The 17,197-nt window shown below is 45.7% G+C and carries 14 protein-coding genes and 1 tRNA gene; 3 read left to right on the forward strand and 12 right to left on the reverse strand.

Translation table 11 applies throughout. The annotated features are described in order from the left end of the window. Positions 1–185: 185 nt before the first annotated feature. The 5 genes from Q0882_RS00580 to Q0882_RS00600 form a co-directional block, all read right to left on the reverse strand. Positions 186–767, reverse strand: coding sequence for a bifunctional 2-polyprenyl-6-hydroxyphenol methylase/3-demethylubiquinol 3-O-methyltransferase UbiG (locus Q0882_RS00580; protein ID WP_299176579.1), 582 nt, complete (start codon positions 765–767; stop codon positions 186–188). A gap of 14 nt (positions 768–781) precedes the next feature. Beyond that, complete coding sequence (locus Q0882_RS00585) at positions 782–1,279, reverse strand: GNAT family N-acetyltransferase (protein WP_299176581.1); 498 nt, start codon at positions 1,277–1,279, stop codon at positions 782–784. A 185-nt stretch (positions 1,280–1,464) separates the two neighbouring features. Then, entirely contained in the window at positions 1,465–1,821 is a 357-nt protein-coding gene (raiA, locus tag Q0882_RS00590) for a ribosome-associated translation inhibitor RaiA (RefSeq protein ID WP_299176583.1), read from the reverse strand. Between the two features lie 172 nt (positions 1,822–1,993). Beyond that, entirely contained in the window at positions 1,994–2,857 is an 864-nt protein-coding gene (locus Q0882_RS00595; RefSeq protein ID WP_299176585.1) for a DMT family transporter, read from the reverse strand. 70 nt (positions 2,858–2,927) lie between these two features. Continuing rightward, complete coding sequence (locus Q0882_RS00600; RefSeq protein ID WP_299176588.1) at positions 2,928–5,849, reverse strand: insulinase family protein; 2,922 nt, start codon at positions 5,847–5,849, stop codon at positions 2,928–2,930. Between the two features lie 392 nt (positions 5,850–6,241). On the opposite strand from Q0882_RS00600, the gene Q0882_RS00605 reads away from it, so the two are divergent. After that, a complete protein-coding gene (locus tag Q0882_RS00605) occupies positions 6,242–6,769 on the forward strand; it encodes a phasin family protein (RefSeq protein ID WP_299176590.1) in 528 nt (175 codons plus the stop codon). 99 nt (positions 6,770–6,868) lie between these two features. On the opposite strand, the gene Q0882_RS00610 is transcribed toward Q0882_RS00605, so the two are convergent. Beyond that, the gene (locus tag Q0882_RS00610; protein ID WP_299176592.1) at positions 6,869–8,089 is read right to left on the reverse strand and encodes a UbiH/UbiF/VisC/COQ6 family ubiquinone biosynthesis hydroxylase; all 1,221 of its coding nucleotides are present in this window, start codon (positions 8,087–8,089) and stop codon (positions 6,869–6,871) included. Between the two features lie 116 nt (positions 8,090–8,205). Here Q0882_RS00610 and dbpA point away from each other — a divergent pair, with 116 nt between their 5' ends. Continuing rightward, complete coding sequence (dbpA, locus tag Q0882_RS00615) at positions 8,206–9,585, forward strand: ATP-dependent RNA helicase DbpA (RefSeq protein WP_299176594.1); 1,380 nt, start codon at positions 8,206–8,208, stop codon at positions 9,583–9,585. Here dbpA and Q0882_RS00620 read toward each other — a convergent pair. Then, the gene (locus tag Q0882_RS00620; RefSeq protein ID WP_299176596.1) at positions 9,582–10,676 is read right to left on the reverse strand and encodes a DUF3524 domain-containing protein; all 1,095 of its coding nucleotides are present in this window, start codon (positions 10,674–10,676) and stop codon (positions 9,582–9,584) included. The genes dbpA and Q0882_RS00620 overlap by 4 nt on opposite strands. Positions 10,677–10,859: 183 nt before the next feature. On the opposite strand from Q0882_RS00620, the gene Q0882_RS00625 reads away from it, so the two are divergent. Next, a complete protein-coding gene (locus Q0882_RS00625; RefSeq protein ID WP_299176598.1) occupies positions 10,860–11,459 on the forward strand; it encodes a YiiX/YebB-like N1pC/P60 family cysteine hydrolase in 600 nt (199 codons plus the stop codon). Here the strand turns inward: Q0882_RS00625 and Q0882_RS00630 are convergent. The 5 genes from Q0882_RS00630 to lon form a co-directional block, all read right to left on the reverse strand. Further along, a complete protein-coding gene (locus tag Q0882_RS00630; protein ID WP_299176600.1) occupies positions 11,453–11,920 on the reverse strand; it encodes a DM13 domain-containing protein in 468 nt (155 codons plus the stop codon). The two genes, Q0882_RS00625 and Q0882_RS00630, sit on opposite strands and share 7 nt — an antisense overlap. Before the next feature lie 113 nt (positions 11,921–12,033). Then, on the reverse strand, positions 12,034–13,917 hold the full coding sequence (locus Q0882_RS00635; RefSeq protein WP_299176602.1) for a SurA N-terminal domain-containing protein: 1,884 nt from the start codon (positions 13,915–13,917) through the stop codon (positions 12,034–12,036). Positions 13,918–14,065: 148 nt separating this feature from the next. Further along, positions 14,066–14,142 (reverse strand) — tRNA-Asp (locus Q0882_RS00640). Between the two features lie 105 nt (positions 14,143–14,247). Beyond that, the gene (locus Q0882_RS00645; RefSeq protein ID WP_299176604.1) at positions 14,248–14,523 is read right to left on the reverse strand and encodes an HU family DNA-binding protein; all 276 of its coding nucleotides are present in this window, start codon (positions 14,521–14,523) and stop codon (positions 14,248–14,250) included. A gap of 133 nt (positions 14,524–14,656) precedes the next feature. Beyond that, on the reverse strand, positions 14,657–17,083 hold the full coding sequence (gene lon / locus Q0882_RS00650) for an endopeptidase La (RefSeq protein WP_299176607.1): 2,427 nt from the start codon (positions 17,081–17,083) through the stop codon (positions 14,657–14,659). Between the last annotated feature and the right edge of the window lie 114 nt (positions 17,084–17,197).

The raw sequence follows: 17,197 nt of genomic DNA on the forward strand, positions 1-17,197 counted from the left end.
AGGTTTCTGAATTGTTCAGGCGGGCGAATTATGACCGATTTATTACGTGGAGTAATTACAGATTTGTTACAAAATGGTCATTTTTCCGTAAAAAATCTGAAATATTTGATCTTGCACCAACAGGCGATATACCTGGAATATTCGTTGTCGTGCCAATGCAATACTTTGTATATACAGACTTTTTATTAAGGTGTTAATTTTTTAAACAGATAAGAGTCCATCGCCATGTCCAGCTGATCGATCTCACTCTGTATCAACTGTAGTTCAGGAAATTTCTCAATATATTCATTAGGCTGAAGACAGAAACGTAAAGGGAAGCCTGTACGATCATGATGACGATGATTGAACGTCGTAATCATCAAAGTACCCTCGGGCTTCAGAGCTGATACCAGTTGAGGCCAAAGAGTATTAACCGGCTTATAGCGTGAGATAACAATGGCATCAAAACTGCCTAACACTGAAAGGTCAGCACTCTCTGCTTCAAGGTCCATCACCACCGAATCAAAAGTAACAGGCATGGGTGCAATATTAGATTGAAGGATCTCTAATCCTACTGTAGAGATATCGACTGCACAGATCGAGAACCCCTTTTCTGCAAGAAAAAGGCTAACAGCACCATCCCCCGCCCCCAGATCCAATACTCTGGATTTACTCAGTGCACTCCAGTGCCGAATCAGAAAATCAGGGGGGTGCGGTTTAGTTGATTGATCCGACTTCTGAAGTTTGTTGCGGTATCGCTGATCCCACTTTTGCTCTGCTTTAGACATTCCAGTACCGTAATCTATTTAAGAGGCATTGAGTTTAACGCAACAGCCCCAATCACCTCATAGGACCTGAATCCAAGTTGTCGCCAAAATTGGTCTGATGCGGTATTACCCGGATGCCAGCCAGCCTGAACGGATTGTATATCCCGCTCTTCCAACCACGCTCTTGCATGCTGATAGAGTAAAGTTGCCACACCGTTGCGGCGAAACAGCGGATCAACCCAAAGGTTAAACAGGACCGCACTTTCCGGCTTTTCATAGCCGGTTTGGTAGTTTTCTATCGCAGCCAGAGTACCTATTAACTGCTCTGCTTCTGCTACATATATCACCGCATCATCTCGCTGATAGCAATGATCTAAAACCTCAGTTAACTGCTGCTGTTGCTGACAATCAACTGGCGCGCCGAAAGGCTGAAAGTGATGACCAGGAAGCTCTTTCTTAAGCTGCGCCCACAGATGCTGAATTGAGGCTAAATCCCTCTTCTTCGCAATGCGGATATTTATTGAAGCTGTCATTCACCCTACTCCCCCAAACAAAGGCGGCCTTATTTAAAACTTTCGATTATGGCTGAAACTATCAGCTAAGCACCACTGTAAAAATTTTCTAGTAAGAGAGTTAGATGGAACCTAATCAGAAAAGCGTTCTTTGAAAACAATAATGCCCGGTAGATACCGGGCATTATTAGCAGGATAGGGTCTTATCAAGCCAGGTCATAGGCCTCTTCAGGCTCAACCTCTGGTTCAACGTTGGCAGCAGGTTTCTGAGAACCTTTTTTACTTACCTGTTTCTGGTGAATCTTATCCAACTGACGATCAATTTTATCTGATAACCCATCCAACGCAGCGTACAGATTATCTGCAGATGCTTTTGCAAAGATATCTTTACCTGCTATGTGAACAGTTGCTTCAGCGATGTCCTCTCGGTCATTTTTTTCAATAATGACATGGGCACTAGTAATAACTTCGTAACGCTCCTGGCTATTGTTCAACCAGGCTTCAACCTTCTCTTTTACACTGTCAGAAACTTTAGCATTGCGGTTAGTGATTTTAATATTCATGTGCAAATCCTTAATGCCTTATTGCTGTTAGAGCACCTTGTAATAAATTCTTTTAAAGTGCCCCTCACACCTACAGTAGTACCATTCTGAGACATGATTACAAGTACTTTTTGCATTCACTGAGGAAAAATTGATATTGCAGAATACTGACTGGTCAGTTCTCAAACAAAGGTTAAGCTTTCTGTACTTCCCTTTTTGTAGATAGAGACAAAAAACCCGCGCCCATAATCAGAATAATCCCCAACCAGCTGTTAACACCGAGCACCTCATCCCAGAGCCACCAGCCAAACAAAGCAGCAAATATCACTGACGCATAGGTGTAAACCCCAAGCTGCCCAGCGGGGGCCAATGAGTAGCCACGGCTCAGAAGTAACTGCGCTGCGGTAGAAGTGGCCGCCATGAGAATCAGCCACAGTAGTTGCGAAGCTGTTGGCGTCTGCCAACTTAAAAGAGCAGGTATAGCTGCGAGGACACTACTAATCAATGCAAAATAGAAGACTACACGCTGAGCAGGTTCAGTTGCGCTCATTCTGCGGATAATCACTTTAGCCAGCGCACCCAGCATCGCTCCACTCAAGGCGATAAAGACCGCAAAGTTTATTTGCTCCCCACCGGGATTAAGAACGAGAAAAACACCCGAGAAACCGACTATCACAGCCAATTTTGTCATCATTGATACTTTCTCCCCCAGCCACAGAAAAGCAAGCAGGGGAATAAAAAAGGGAGAGGTCTGTTTTAACAACGCCGCTTCCGCCAATGGCAGATGTCCCCATGAATAATAGAGACACATCATCGCCGTCACACCGACAGACGCCCGCAAAATATGAAATCCAATATACTCTGTTTGGATAGCGACCCATCCATGACGTAATAACCAGGGCAACAGCATGATTAATGCAAAAAAATTGCGCGCAAATACAATAATCTCAGTTGGAAGCTCACCGGTTAACTGCTTCACAACCATGCCTGATAAAACCAGAAACAGCTCTGATAGCAAGATAAGTATCGCGCCCTGATAGAGAGCAGATTTTGCCATGTTTATAGCCTTATACAAAAGAGCCCCTGAGTTAAACCACCCAGAGGCTCAGTATCAGTGATGAGATGATTTAAACGTCTATCACTTCATAGCTATCACTTAACGCGCTCGCCTGCTCTTTACTTGTGACAACAGCCTCACTCGCTCCGCCCTGTTGTAGATAGGTTGCCGCTACTCGCTTCAGGTCCTCAATCGTAACCTGAAGAATACGAGAGCGGAACTGCTTACGCTGCTCAGCCGTTCGTCCAAAGAGCGTGCTATGGTAAGCCTGTTTTGCTTCACCTGCTGGAGAACCGGGTTTATCAATTGAGCTGATAACCCCTAAGATTGCCTCTTCGAGCTTTTGCTCCTCATGCTCATTCTCAAGTAACCAGGTTACTGAAGCGTCAAAATCTTCCAGCGTCTCAGCTAACCTTGGGTCACGATAAGAGAAGAATCGGAATACTGCATCACCAGAATCTTGTCCTGCGCCTGAACCATAGGCACCACCACGTTCACGTATTGCCCTATGCAGGAATCCATTTCTCAGGAAATCACCTAAAATGGTTAGCGGTGCTGCATCTGGATGCTCCACCGTAACCGTTGGAAATGCCTTGGCGCAGAAATTAACCTGTGTACTGGTAACCCAGGCTTGCTGCACCCGATCTCGCACAGAAGCAAGCTCAAATTCACTTTGGGACTCACTCACCTGACCAGACCATAGCTGCTCAAGATGCTGCTGTATCCCCTGCTGATACTCCTCTTCAGCCACCACCAAAAACTGTTTAGCCGAAGCGCTGATTTTCCTATGAATCTGCTGCAAGCGATCCGAGAGAGACTGTAGTTCAGATTCATCATTAAGTTGATCATCCAACTGTTTAAAAAATCTGATTGACTCCAGTCCCTTTGTTGCCTGAGCGAGCGCTGCGGCTGGGCTCATTCTTGAACTTGCAGCCATCATGGCTAGAGAGTGACCACTCCCGGTAATACTCTGCTCTTTACGCGTCCGTAGCTGAGCCACCACCTCCCGGATGCGCCCTATTTCATCAAACCTAGCCCGCTCCAGGGTCTCTTTTAACAGATCCATTAGCTCTTTCTGTTTACTAACGAGCGCCTTACCAGAGAGTGTAAAGAAACCTTTTACATCCTGCTCATCAGATGGCATCCCGCGTATCGAGGCAAACGCATGAATCCCGCCTGTAACCTCAGTCTGATATTGCTGGTTTTCCTGATAGCTTCTGTCGGAACACCCAAGTTCTGTCAGGAGATGACTGTAAAGAGGAAGCAGGCACTTTTCCTCATCACTTAATGAAGGCAAGTTAACAACAATTTGCTGATAGATGAGACCATTCGTACCTCGATCATAACGGGTAAGCGGTAGCGTAGAGTTAACCTCAGTCGCTTCCGGTACACTCATCTCATCAGGCACATCCTCCAATGTTACCTTTGGCAGGATTGATTCATCATCTTCCTGATTTTGGCGCGCTTCCAGTTCAGCTGCACGCTGAATGATCTGCTGCTTTTCTGACGCACTCAGACCCTCTTTAATAGCCTCCAACTTAGCTTTTTCAGCGGCATCACGGTGCTGGGCAAGCTGATTGTCAGGTCGCAGTGTCAGGCGAACACGATGGGGATTATCCAGAAGCTCTTTCACCATTTTCTGAACAAAATCGGGCTGTTTAATCTCTTCACGTAGCTGATCCAGCACAGGATCCAGATTGAGTAGTGCGATGGGATCGCCATGGTTGACGGCAGCACCCAATGAAGACATGATCAAACTGAGTCCATAAGGGTAACCGTCCCCATTCACTTCCCTCTGCTGAAGCTCTAACTGATGTAACTGAGCCTCAAGCATTGATTGTGGAACACCATTCTCAGCGACATCTTTCAGCACATCCAATACAAGCGTTTCAAAAGCCGCAGCAGATTCAGGCTCACTTCCCTCAATACCACACATGAAGCTCATCTCACGGTTAGAATCTTCCAATCCACAGAGGGGTGATGGCGCGCTACCCAGTGCGGTTGATTCAAGGGCGTGGCGTAGCGGCGAAGCACTATTATCTAACAGTACCCGTGACATTAAATGCGCTTTCAATTGCGCTTCAAGATCGTTGGAGTGTCCCAATAACCAGGCAAGAACATGATGCGTTTTTCCATCAAGTTCCTCCTGGTCGAGATCATATCCCTCCTCAACCCGAATAGGTGAGTGATAACGCTTTTCATCCAGGATATCGATCGTTGTACCTAATTTCTCAAAACGAGAGAGCGCTTTCTCTTCGAAAAATTCCTGAAGCTCAGAAACAGAGATATCACCAAAGGTCATAATGACAGCGTTACTTGGATGGTAATGCGTTTTATAGAACTCAATCAGCTCGTCGTAACTAAGATCTGGGATGGATTCAGGTTCACCCCCACTGTTGTGATGGTAAGTCGTTGTAGGAAACAGGTATTTAGTAACCGATTGCCACAAACGAGAAACAGGTGAGCTCATCGCACCTTTCATCTCATTGTAAACAACCCCCTTATATTCGAGATCAGAATCAGGATTTTCAGGTTCAGCGAATTCAATACGATGCCCCTCCTGTTCAAAATCCAAAGGGTCCAGCCGACTGAAAAATACCGCATCCAGATACACATCCAAAAGATTGAAAAAATCTTTTCGGTTCTGGCTGGCAAATGGATAGGAGGTCCAGTCACTGCTGGTCATCGCATTCATGAAGGTATTGAGAGAGCGTCGTGTCATCATGAAAAACGGATCCCTGACAGGGAAGCGTTCACTACCACACAAAGCGGTATGCTCAAGAATATGTGCAACCCCCTTAGAATCCTCCGGGACAGTCCGCAGCCCAACCAGAAATACGTTCTCAGTATGGTCAGCGGCGATATGATAATGAGCCAGCCCAGTTTTCTTATGGGTATATTCAGAAACGTCTATACCTAAAGACTCGATTTTTTCACTGCGTACAAAATCAAATGAAGAATGAGCCGCTAGGGATGGTTGCTTATGTGTCATGAAATTATCAGTTCCTGTTACAAACGAGCATCAAATGAACTTATCCATTAAACCATGCAATGGCGTGAGTTCGTGCATTAAAGGAATTGTAATGAGAATTTCACTAGATGAACAATGCCGGTTGTAGATACAGAGCATTTATCTCTATATCCGGTTTTAAAAAAGGTTCAACAGGATAAAGATGGTAAAAATTAGCCCTAATCACGCAGGAGAATCTTGTTGCTGATTCCAACTCATTGTATTTCAAGCAATTAAAACCTGTTCAATTTCCAGGGAAACACCATTGTGCATTGCACAAAAAAATATTTGACAGGTTATTTATTAACCACTATATTGAGACCAAATGCTGCAACGCACAAAACAATTTTTTAAGATTCTCAGAGGGATTGATAATGTACGATGATCTGATGAAAGATGTTCAGGAAAAAATGCAACCAGCGATCGATGTAGCTGAAGTGAACAAAAAAGCACTGGAAACTCTGTTCTCTCTGCAGTCTGAATATGTAACAGACTTCGTAGACTCTAGTGTTGCTCAGCTGAAAGCCCTGTCTGAAGTAAAAGAACCAAAAGAAGCGGTTGATCTTCAGGTTCAGTTCTTTAAGTCGCTCGAAACCAAGATGACTGAAACAGCTGAAAAAGAGCTAGCAGCTTTGACTACTGCGAAAGAAGAGATCTCTGAAATCGTAGAAAAAAGCCTATCAGAGATCAGCGAAATCCCATACATGACTGATTTTAATAAGTTTTTATCAGAAGCTGCTGAAGCAACCTCGGCTGCAGTTGCCAATGCTGTACCTGCTAAAGAAGCAGCACCTAAAGCAGAAGCTGCTCCTGCACCCGCTAAAAAAGCTCCGGCCAAAAAAGCTCCGGCTAAGCGTAAGCCTGCAGCAAAAGCAACGACTGAAACAGACGCTGCTAAATAATTCTCGTTGGGGGTCACGTTACGACCCCACTTCTCTACTCTGGCTGGTTAATTCAGCCTTTATCCTTTGCCGGTCTCCCAGACCGGCTTTTTTTATCCCTTAAATATTTTCCAACCGCGCCAAAGCCGGAAGCGGCCCCTCTAAGCCCATCGCAAACTCCATCACCCGATTTTTCGCAGGTGCAACACGACCGGCAACGCCTAATCCAATATTCCTCAGCAGCTTCAGGGGCATACTCTTATTACTGAAAACACGATAAAAAGTATCCATAGTCTGCATCATCAGTAAATTATGCTGACGCCTCTGCTTCTCATACTCCTTGAGCAATTGTGTCTCTGTTATATCTTCACCTAAGCGCGCAGCGCTCATAATAACCTCAGCTAATGCAGCAGCATCAAGCAGGCCAATATTCACCCCCTGCCCAGCTAAAGGATGAATCATGTGCGCAGAATCACCGGCCAGAGCCACACCCTCCAAAACATATTGATGCGCATGTTGACGACGCAAAGGGAAAAAACCGCGCTCTAATAGCTGATCTATCTTCCCTAATGCTGGAGGAAAAGCAGTTTGTAGCTCCTGCATAAACTGGTCAGAATCAAGACCCATCAATCTCCTGACATTATCAGGCGTGTTGTACCATACCAGTGAGGCATGAGCTCCGGAAAGCGGCAAAAAAGCCAATGGCCCTGTCGGAGTAAACTGCTGCCAGGTAATATCCTGTTGGGGATATGCGGTCGTTACTGATGCCACGAGCGCTGCCTGCTCGTAGTCCCATTTCGTAACACCGATACCTGCAGCTTGCCTGACTTTCGACTCACCACCGTCTGCAGCAATCATCAATTTAGCTACAATTTCACGATCATTGCTCAATCGTATCAGACTACTACCGGGTGCATAATCGATCTCCTGTACCCCGGCTGGACAGATAAGATCAATATTCTCAAACGTTTTTATGCGCTCCAAAAGTGACAACTGAATCACACGATTTTCTACAATATGCCCTAGATATTCATGCCCGATATGATCAGAGACAAACTCTGTAGCAGCATTCTCCTCACTCGTCTCCCACACCTTCATACGACGATATCGGCAGCTACGCCGTGACAGAATCCCCTCCCAGGCCCCTACCATGCGCAAGATATTCTCCGAGGCTAAACTGATCGCCGATACACGAAGATCATTTGGCTGGGTTGTTTCGAATTCAGTGGGGTAGACGTTTTCCAGAACCGCAACAGAGAGAGGGCTATCCCCGAGTGCACAAGCAATGGTGGCCCCGACCATGCCTCCCCCGACAATCACAACATCGTAACGTGTCTTCATTCTTCCCAACCAGATCACTGCAATAAGATGTGTTGGAGTATACGAAAAAAACAGCCCGATTACCTTGCAAAGATCCGGTATAATCCCTCTCTTTCTATCTATCCAATGAGCCCACCGTGACTGATTTCAGCTTTAGTACCCTGCCATTACCTCAGCCTCTACTGACAAACCTGGATCGACTTGGTTATAAAGAGATGACAGCAATCCAGCAGCAAGCGTTACCTGAAGTGCTGGCAGGCAGAGACCTCATCGCTAAAGCTAAGACGGGCAGCGGTAAAACCGCCGCATTTGGAATTGGGCTGCTTCTCAAGTTACGTAGCCGTAATTTCGCAACCCAATCTCTTGTTTTATGTCCGACCCGCGAACTGGCATCACAGGTCGCAACAGAACTAAGAAAGCTTGCGCGATTCACTGACAATCTAAAGATTCTCACTATCTGTGGTGGCCAGCCCATAGGACCACAGATCGGTTCACTGGAGCATGGAGCCCACGTAGTCGTAGGCACACCAGGACGAATTAAAGATCACCTGCGCAAGAACACACTCAAGCTTGATCAGGTACACACTGTAGTCCTTGATGAGGCGGACAGAATGCTGGATATGGGGTTTTCAGATGATATCAAACATATCATCAGCCATACGCCAAGCAAGAGACAAACTCTGCTCTTCTCAGCTACCTACCCTAAAACAATTGCCGCTCTCAGCGCTGATATCCTAAACGCACCTGTGACTGTGGAGGTTGAAGCAACCCACTCCCAAAATCAGATTGAGCAACACTTTTTTGAGTTTGATAAAGAAGAGAAGCTTCAGGGATTAGGTAAAGTACTACAGCATTACCAACCCGAGTTTGCTGTCATTTTTTGTAACATGAAGCAGACATGCAATGATGTACAACAGTATCTTCGTTCACTGGGTTACAGTGCAAAAGCGATCCATGGAGACCTTGACCAGAGAGATCGTGATCAAATTCTGGTGCAGTTTGCCAATCGAAGCTGCGCCTTCCTGATTGCTACCGATGTAGCGGCCAGGGGGCTTGATATTGAAGAGCTACCCTGTGTGATCAATTATGATCTTACACGCGATGCAGAGGTCCATACCCACCGCATTGGACGAACTGGCCGCGCGGGGAAACAGGGTCTTGCGCTTAATCTATACCAGCCATCTGAAGCCTACAAAGTCACGGCAATTGAACGCAATTTTGAAACAGAATTTGAGAATACAGATCTACCCGGAACGCTACCAGCGATTGAAGCACCACCTCCTCCAATGGTAACGCTATCCATCGGAGGCGGTAAGAAGAATAAAGTCCGCCCAGGTGACATTCTCGGCGCATTAACCGGAGATGCCGGTATTCCCGGTAACCAGGTTGGAAAAATCAACGTTTATGATTTTGTCACCTATGTTGCCGTCGAAAGAAGTTCAGCCAGAAAAGCTGAAGATCGCCTCAATAAAGGCAAGATTAAGGGGCGGAAGTTCAAAGTTCGAAGACTTTCTTAAGCGGGCTTAGCCACCTGCATGATTACGTCACGATACTGATCGGCCAGTGCAGCCCAGCTCAGGTGCTGCACATCCACTGAAGGCAGCTCCCCCTGCTGCTGTTTCACCAGGGTCAGATCATAAAGTTTATTTGCAAGTATCTTTGACTCAGGCTCGCCGGTGTAGCGGCACTCGACAGGAAACAGCTCCTGGTAAGCCAGGCGATCTGGCACGATTGGATACGCACCTGCTGCAGCCCCCTCCAGAACAGCAATCCCCTGATAATCATGCAACGCCGTTGACAGTACAACATCTGAGCTATGTAACAATTTCTGATACGCAGCTCTGCTCTCCATGTACCCCCACTCCCCACAATGATTGCCCAATAGCGTTTTTAATTTGATAAATGCTTCTGGAATCTGTCTAAATTGCTGACCAACCACATGCACCCGGAACTGATCAGTCAGCTCTTTTAATTGGGTGATAGCATCTAATAGGAGTTGCGGATTCTTATCAAACTCCCAACGATGGTTCCAGACAATATTTAAGCGGTTACCGTCCACAGAAATAGTTGAGCGATCAAGAAAACTGTCCGTTTTGAGTGGTACCGGCAAGACCTGTGACTGCATGCGAATTTTATCAATCAATCCATCTGGAACATGATCAGGTAATTTTTTTAATAGTCGTGTGGCGCCGTCAAGTAAGGTTCTACGATTATACTCACTGTTAAACAGACAGTAGTCTGCTGCCAAAGCGGTATAGAGATTCAATATGCAGGGCTCCACACTTTTGAATTCTTTACCAGACTGAGGGTATGCAAACTGATTCTCATGGAAATAAACAAGTGTTGGCGTACAAGCCAAAGAGGGGACAAACCCTTTTAACGCAGAGAGATCTGTCATAGAGGTTGCCACTATAAGATCATATGGCTGCTCCAGCACCTCCCTGTTGGAAAAAGCCCAGCTAAGGCTGTTACCCCTCATTCGCCAGCTAAAATACCGCCCAGGAAGCGATAACACTGTCCACTCATGCTCAGGCAGGTGCTCAACCAGGCTCTTACGCCAATAGACATGACTTTCAGCATCATAAGCTGAAAGTAGTAAAATTCTCATTAATTAACCTACTCTTCACAGCAGCTATTTTATCTAGTTCTGGCAGCTCATCAGAACTCGTCCTATTTTAACGAGTCGAACAAATAAGGTCTCATAGTATTATTCTGTAATACTTAGCACAGCCGAATAGATCACTTTGTTCACAACAACGACACTGCCCTTATTAAAAGTAAGGAGTCAGCTATGTCCACTGAGAATATTACGTATAACCAATTTCTACCCCTGATCGAAGAGGGAGATATCATTTTTATCTCGATCAACAGCTTCCTCTACAGGCAGGTAGCTCAAGGAACTGGCAGTTGGAGCTCGCATGTCGGTTTTATAGTAAAAGATAATAATGAATGGGTAGTTTTGGAGAGCGCCGTACCTCGAGTTCGTCGCACCCCACTACGCGATTTCTTTAATCGCACAACCAACAACCAAGTCAGTATTTCACGTCTGAAACAACGATTAACACCGGCACAGATCACCAAGCTAAAAAAGGTTGCTAATAATCGGATGGGGCGATTTTACCATCTCGGATTTAAGTTTGAGTCTGAGAGACAATTTTGCTCAAAATTTGTGTATCTAACATTTAAAGAAGCACTGGGTATTGAGCTTGGCAAACTGCAAACCCTCAGAGAACTGGTAGAAGAAAATCCACAAGCCAGTCTTAATTTTTGGCGGTGCTGGTATTTTGGTGTGATTCCCTGGAAAAGAATCACCATTACCCCTGCCAGTCAGCTCTGTGACGAACAACTGGAAACCGTTTTCTCGTCTGTTGATGCAGTTGGACACTATTGATACTGTGCTGCCGTAATAAACTCAGAAAAGGTTTCACACCAAACAACCACATTGCTATAGGCTGATATATCAATGTGGTTAGGAACGTCTAATAAAAAACCATTAAATGACTTAATATCACCAACAAGAACCATCTGAGGTTTAATTCTAAGAAAAGCCTCCTCGGTTTCGACATACTTGGGAGAAAGGTAGAGTTTATAATCGGGCCCTGGAGCCAGCTCTCCTTGGAAAACGATCTTATCGGCTTTCAATGAGATCACGCCCTCTCCCCAGTGCAGAAAATCACTCCCCTCTAGTTCCCGTGTAAACTTTGAAGTGAAGAGTGAATTAGCACTAGCCATGCTCATTTCAGAGTCTGTTGGAGGAGCTTGAGCGATCAGTATTGGAAGGAGATAGATACCTAAAGCAAACCCAGCAAACCCCACACCTGCATGTGTTAGCAGTAACAATAGCCACTTCATCACCTTTCCTCTTTTTACATTAACCTTAGAAGACTAGCTCAAAACCACACCTGTCATCTCAGATCATTAGAACAAAAAAAACCACCCGAAGGTGGTTTTTTTAAGACATAAGCTCAAAGCTTTTCTATTTCAGCTTTCTCTTTTAGACGATTAACATGATCTTGGTAGTCCTGCTGGCCTTTACGGTTGCTGAGCATCATACCCATAAACCGTAGTTCATCACCCTGAAGCTGGACCTCCTGAGTCTCTACAGCATCCAGTGCAACAATCACTTTACTACCATCTAACATATCAACAGCACTGTAACTTGAGGAGCCTTCAACAGGTTTAGGCATCTTGAATACAGCTAAACGTAGCGCTTGAGGTAAATTTTCCTGGCTACGGGTAATACCCTGCTCCACACTGATTGAATCAGACGGTACCAGAGACTCTAACGCCTCACCCTGCTTAAGCTGAGAGATAACCTTTTCAGCCTGCAAGTTAAGTTCAGCCTCTACATTCTGATCAATCAGCAGCTGAGTAATCTGTTCAGCTACCTCATCGAAAGTTTTCTCACGTGGCAGCTTATGCTCAGAAACTCTTAATACGACTGAGCGACCAGAGTCCAGTTCAACCGGCGTACTGTTCAATCCTTCCTTAACAAGCTCAGGATCGAAGGCTACAGCCAACACTTTAGGATTGGATGTAATATCATCTTCATTGCCGCTACGCGAGAAGGGACCAGCCTTTTGGATGGTCAAATCAAGTGCTTCTGCAGGCTCCACCAGATCACCGGAAGAAAATGAAATATCCGCAAGACGCTCAAGCGCGCCTACATATTCCTCTTCAGATTTCTGACTCAAAATATCCTTACGCAATCCCATTTGAGCTTGCTCAAACGTAGGCACTTCAGTTTCGACAACGTCTAACAATTTGATCAGGTGATAACCAAATTCGGTTCTAACAGGTGCAGAAACTTCGCCTTTTTCCAAGGCATAAAGCGCTTCTTCAAACTCAGGAGAAAATACGCCTTTTTCATTAACACCGAGATCACCACCTAACTCAGCAGAGGCAGGATCAGCAGACTCAGTCCTAGCCAGCTCTTCAAATGATTCGCCGGAAACAACCCGTTCCGCTATCTTCTCGATTTTAGCGAAGGCCGCCGCATCGTTCTGATCTTCAGAAATATCGATCAGAATATGTGCTGCATGACGCTGTTCATCCGCCTGGAAAGTATCTACCAGCTGTTGATATGCAGACTCAATTTCTTCGTCTGTCACTTCTAGCTTTTCAGCAAGTACATCTCTATCCAGTAATAGATATTCTATCGCCACCTGCTCTTCAGTCATAAAGCGGCTCTGATTGCTCTCATAGTACTCAGCAATCTGATCTTCTGATACGACAATTGATGCGCGTACCGGCTCAGCCGACAATGAGAAATATCTGATATCCCTGGTCTGGCCATCTAACTGAGCAATCTCTTTGATTTCAGACGGCAGTGTAAAGGCCGAAAGCAAATAGGCGATTCTTTCCTGCTCTGTAACTTTTTCCTTACGAATCAAGCTGCGATAGCTGAGTGGAGTAAGACCGGCATTACGAAGAACAGCTTCAAAAGTTGCACGATCAAATTTTCCATCCTGCTGAAACTCTGCAGAAGAGAGAATGAGCTGATCAACCATTGCATCAGAAAAGGTTAATTCCTGATTTTCAGCTGACTGAACAAGCACCGACTGTTCAATCAACCCTTCCAGCACCATATTGCTGATCAGGTTTTCATCAAGTAGCGCAGGGTCAGCATTTTCACCCATCTGAGACAGCATCTGACGACGCTGTAGCTGCACGCCCTGATAGAGCTCCTGCTGACTGATTTCAACACCGTTAACTGTAGCTGGAGCATTACTACCTGATGTTAAACTTACGAGTGACTCGACACCAAATAGCGCAAAGGTCACGGCAATCAAGCCAACAATAATCTTGGCAACGATCCCCTGAGAGTTATCACGAATGGACTGTAACATTATGCCTTCTAAACCCCTGGCAATTCTTTGACACATAAAAAAAGCGCATTCCATCAAGAAAGCGCCTTTCTAGAATTTTTTGCCTGACCAACCTTAGGTTCTGGCTGGTCATCTATAAATGAGAATATCGAATAGATTCTCTTATAGTTGGCGGAACGGACGGGACTCGAACCCGCGACCCCCTGCGTGACAGGCAGGTATTCTAACCAACTGAACTACCGCTCCTTAACGGGATTTGAACCCGCGACCTTCAGCTTCACAGAAGAGAAGGTCGGGTAGTTCCTGACAGAACTACCACTCCCAAAAGTAAGATCGTGACGCGATCAGATCTTACTTATTAACTGCGTCTTTCAGAGCCTTACCAGGCTTGAAAGTTGGCAGAGTAGCAGCAGCAATCTCAATTGGCTTGCCAGTCTGCGGGTTTCGACCTGTACGAGCTGCACGCTCTTTTACAGAAAATGTACCGAAACCTACAAGTGCAACAGAATCTCCACTCTGTAGTGCACCAGTTACCGCTTCCAGTGTAGCATCAAGCGCGCGACCCGCGGCTGCTTTTGGAATGTCGGCTGAAGCTGCGATAGCGTCGATCAGTTCAGACTTATTCACGTTGTTCCCCTTTAATAGATCGTTATTTTTAGTTGTTCCGTTATCCATGCCCAGCAAGATGGTCAGGCATTTATACCAAGGGGTAGAAAGGAGTGTCAAGATAACTTAACCACCTTTCTACCCCTGATGAATACTAATGTGGCTTTATTTGCTCAGGCTCAGTATTTCCTGATTTATCCTTAGAAGACACCACTTCTTTTTCATCTTTGTCAATTGGTTTGGGTTGATATTTCAGCGCAATCTCAAGCACCTCATCAATCCACTTAACCGCTTTTATATCGAGATCTGCCTTAATATTATCCGGAATTTCTTTTAAATCGCGCTCATTCTCTTTTGGAATGATGACGGTTTTAATTCCACCACGGTGTGCTGCTAACAGCTTTTCCTTCAAACCACCGATCGGTAATACCTGGCCTCGAAGTGTGATTTCACCCGTCATTGCAACATCTGCACGCACCGGAATCTCGGTTAACACTGAGACTAAAGCAGTACACATTCCTATGCCTGCACTTGGACCATCTTTCGGTGTAGCCCCTTCAGGAACGTGAATATGAATATCCTGCTTCTCGTGAAAGTCACGTGGAACACCAAGAGAATCTGCACGATTTCGGACAACCGTCAGGGCAGCCTGAATCGACTCTTTCATCACATCGCCCAGGCTACCGGTTGTCACTTGACGCCCCTTACCTGGAACTACCGCAGTCTCAATACTTAGGATATCCCCGCCAACCTGAGTCCAGGCCAAGCCAGTTACAAGACCGATCTGATCCTGCTCTTCAGCGATTCCGAAGTTGTGTTTACGGACTCCACTGTATTTTTCCAGCTGATCTGCATCGATTACAACAGGCTTATCCGCAGCATCCGCTAGAGCTAGCTCTTTCACGACCTTTCGGCAGATCTTCGCAATCTCACGCTCAAGGCCACGAACACCGGCCTCACGGGTATAATAACGAATCAAGCCAGTAATCGCACTATCTGCAATCTCGACTTCGCCTGTTTTCAAGCCATTATTTTTAAACTGTTTATCAACAAGGTAGTTACGAGCGATATTCAACTTTTCATCTTCGGTATACCCCGGAATCCGGATAATCTCCATACGATCCAGCAGAGGCCCGGGTATATTCATCGAATTCGATGTACAGACAAACATAACGTCAGAAAGGTCATAATCGACCTCGAGATAATGGTCGTTAAAGCTGTTGTTCTGCTCAGGATCAAGCACCTCAAGCAGGGCTGAAGCAGGATCACCGCGCTGATCCATTCCCATCTTGTCAATTTCATCGAGCAGGAACAATGGGTTACGCACACCAACTTTTGCCATTTTCTGTAAAAGCTTACCTGGCATAGATCCGATGTATGTACGTCTATGACCACGGATCTCCGCCTCATCACGAACCCCGCCAAGGGCCATTCTCACGTACTCACGGTTCGTCGCACGTGCCACAGACCGCCCCAGAGAAGTTTTACCAACACCAGGAGGACCCACAAGGCACAGGATAGGACCCTTCAATTTTTTTACACGCTTCTGTACTGCAAGATATTCGAGAATGCGATCTTTCACCTCTTCAAGACCATAATGATCCTGATTTAAGATTTTTTCCGCTCGCTTCATATCATGTCGTACTTTTGAACGCTTAGCCCAAGGTATCTGAAGCATCCAGTCAATATAGCCACGCACAACGGTTGCTTCAGCTGACATCGGTGACATCATTTTCAGCTTGTTGTACTCACTCATGGTTTTATCAAATGCTTCCTGAGGCATTTTAGCTTCAGCGATACGCTTCTTAAGCTCATCCATATCGTTGGTGCCGGATTCATCCATATCCCCCAACTCTTTCTGGATCGCTTTCATCTGTTCATTCAGATAATACTCACGCTGACTCTTTTCCATCTGTTTCTTAACCCGGCCGCGGATACGCTTCTCCACTTCAACCAGATCAATTTCAGACTCCATCAGAGCCATCAGATGTTCAAGACGTTCTTTGTTGCATAACATCTCAAGAATCTGCTGCTTCTCTTCGAGCTTAAGAGACATATGCGCAGCAATCGTATCAGCCAGACGGCCAACTTCATCAATATTCTGAAGGGATGACAACACTTCAGAAGGGATCTTTTTATTCACCTGCACAAAGCGTTCAAACTGCTCAAGCACAGTTCGCTTGTAGAGTTCTTCCTCCGCTTCGTTCAACTCTTCGATCTGAAGCTGGGAGGCCTGAGCGGTAAAGAAGCCCTCCTCCACTTTCAGACTTTCAATGGTAGCTCGATAATCACCCTCTACCAGTACTTTCACTGTCCCATCTGGAAGCTTGAGCATCTGTAGAACGCTCGCAACAGTGCCTACATTGAACAGATCTTCAGCCGTTGGCTCATCATCTGATGCATTCTTCTGAGCGACCAGGAGAATCTCTTTTTCACCTGACATGGCTGCTTCAAGAGCGTCGATAGACTTTTCTCTACCTACAAATAGAGGGATTACCATATGTGGATACACCACAACATCCCTCAGAGGTAATACGGGTAACTCAAGCAGTTGAGTTTGAGTGTCTTCATGTTGCGTCATGATGCAAAAGCCTCATCAAACCGGTCCGCGATGCACTGCGGAGAAATTCAAAAAATACACGATTCTGGTTACATGGGGGCCATATCCCCAAATGCAACCGATATGAAACAAAAA

Source organism: uncultured Neptuniibacter sp., assembly GCF_947498015.1.
Taxonomy (GTDB): domain Bacteria; phylum Pseudomonadota; class Gammaproteobacteria; order Pseudomonadales; family Balneatricaceae; genus Neptuniibacter.

What these genes read in the sequence shown, in the direction of transcription:
- Q0882_RS00580 (WP_299176579.1), bottom strand. Translation starts at nt 767, where the DNA reads ATGTCTAAAGCAGAGCAAAAGTGGGATCAGCGATACCGCAACAAACTT.
- Q0882_RS00585 (WP_299176581.1), bottom strand. Translation starts at nt 1,279, where the DNA reads ATGACAGCTTCAATAAATATCCGCATTGCGAAGAAGAGGGATTTAGCC.
- raiA (WP_299176583.1), bottom strand. Translation starts at nt 1,821, where the DNA reads ATGAATATTAAAATCACTAACCGCAATGCTAAAGTTTCTGACAGTGTA.
- Q0882_RS00595 (WP_299176585.1), bottom strand. Translation starts at nt 2,857, where the DNA reads ATGGCAAAATCTGCTCTCTATCAGGGCGCGATACTTATCTTGCTATCA.
- Q0882_RS00600 (WP_299176588.1), bottom strand. Translation starts at nt 5,849, where the DNA reads ATGACACATAAGCAACCATCCCTAGCGGCTCATTCTTCATTTGATTTT.
- Q0882_RS00605 (WP_299176590.1), top strand. Translation starts at nt 6,242, where the DNA reads ATGTACGATGATCTGATGAAAGATGTTCAGGAAAAAATGCAACCAGCG.
- Q0882_RS00610 (WP_299176592.1), bottom strand. Translation starts at nt 8,089, where the DNA reads ATGAAGACACGTTACGATGTTGTGATTGTCGGGGGAGGCATGGTCGGG.
- Q0882_RS00620 (WP_299176596.1), bottom strand. Translation starts at nt 10,676, where the DNA reads ATGAGAATTTTACTACTTTCAGCTTATGATGCTGAAAGTCATGTCTAT.
- Q0882_RS00625 (WP_299176598.1), top strand. Translation starts at nt 10,860, where the DNA reads ATGTCCACTGAGAATATTACGTATAACCAATTTCTACCCCTGATCGAA.
- Q0882_RS00630 (WP_299176600.1), bottom strand. Translation starts at nt 11,920, where the DNA reads ATGAAGTGGCTATTGTTACTGCTAACACATGCAGGTGTGGGGTTTGCT.
- Q0882_RS00635 (WP_299176602.1), bottom strand. Translation starts at nt 13,917, where the DNA reads ATGTTACAGTCCATTCGTGATAACTCTCAGGGGATCGTTGCCAAGATT.
- lon (WP_299176607.1), bottom strand. Translation starts at nt 17,083, where the DNA reads ATGACGCAACATGAAGACACTCAAACTCAACTGCTTGAGTTACCCGTA.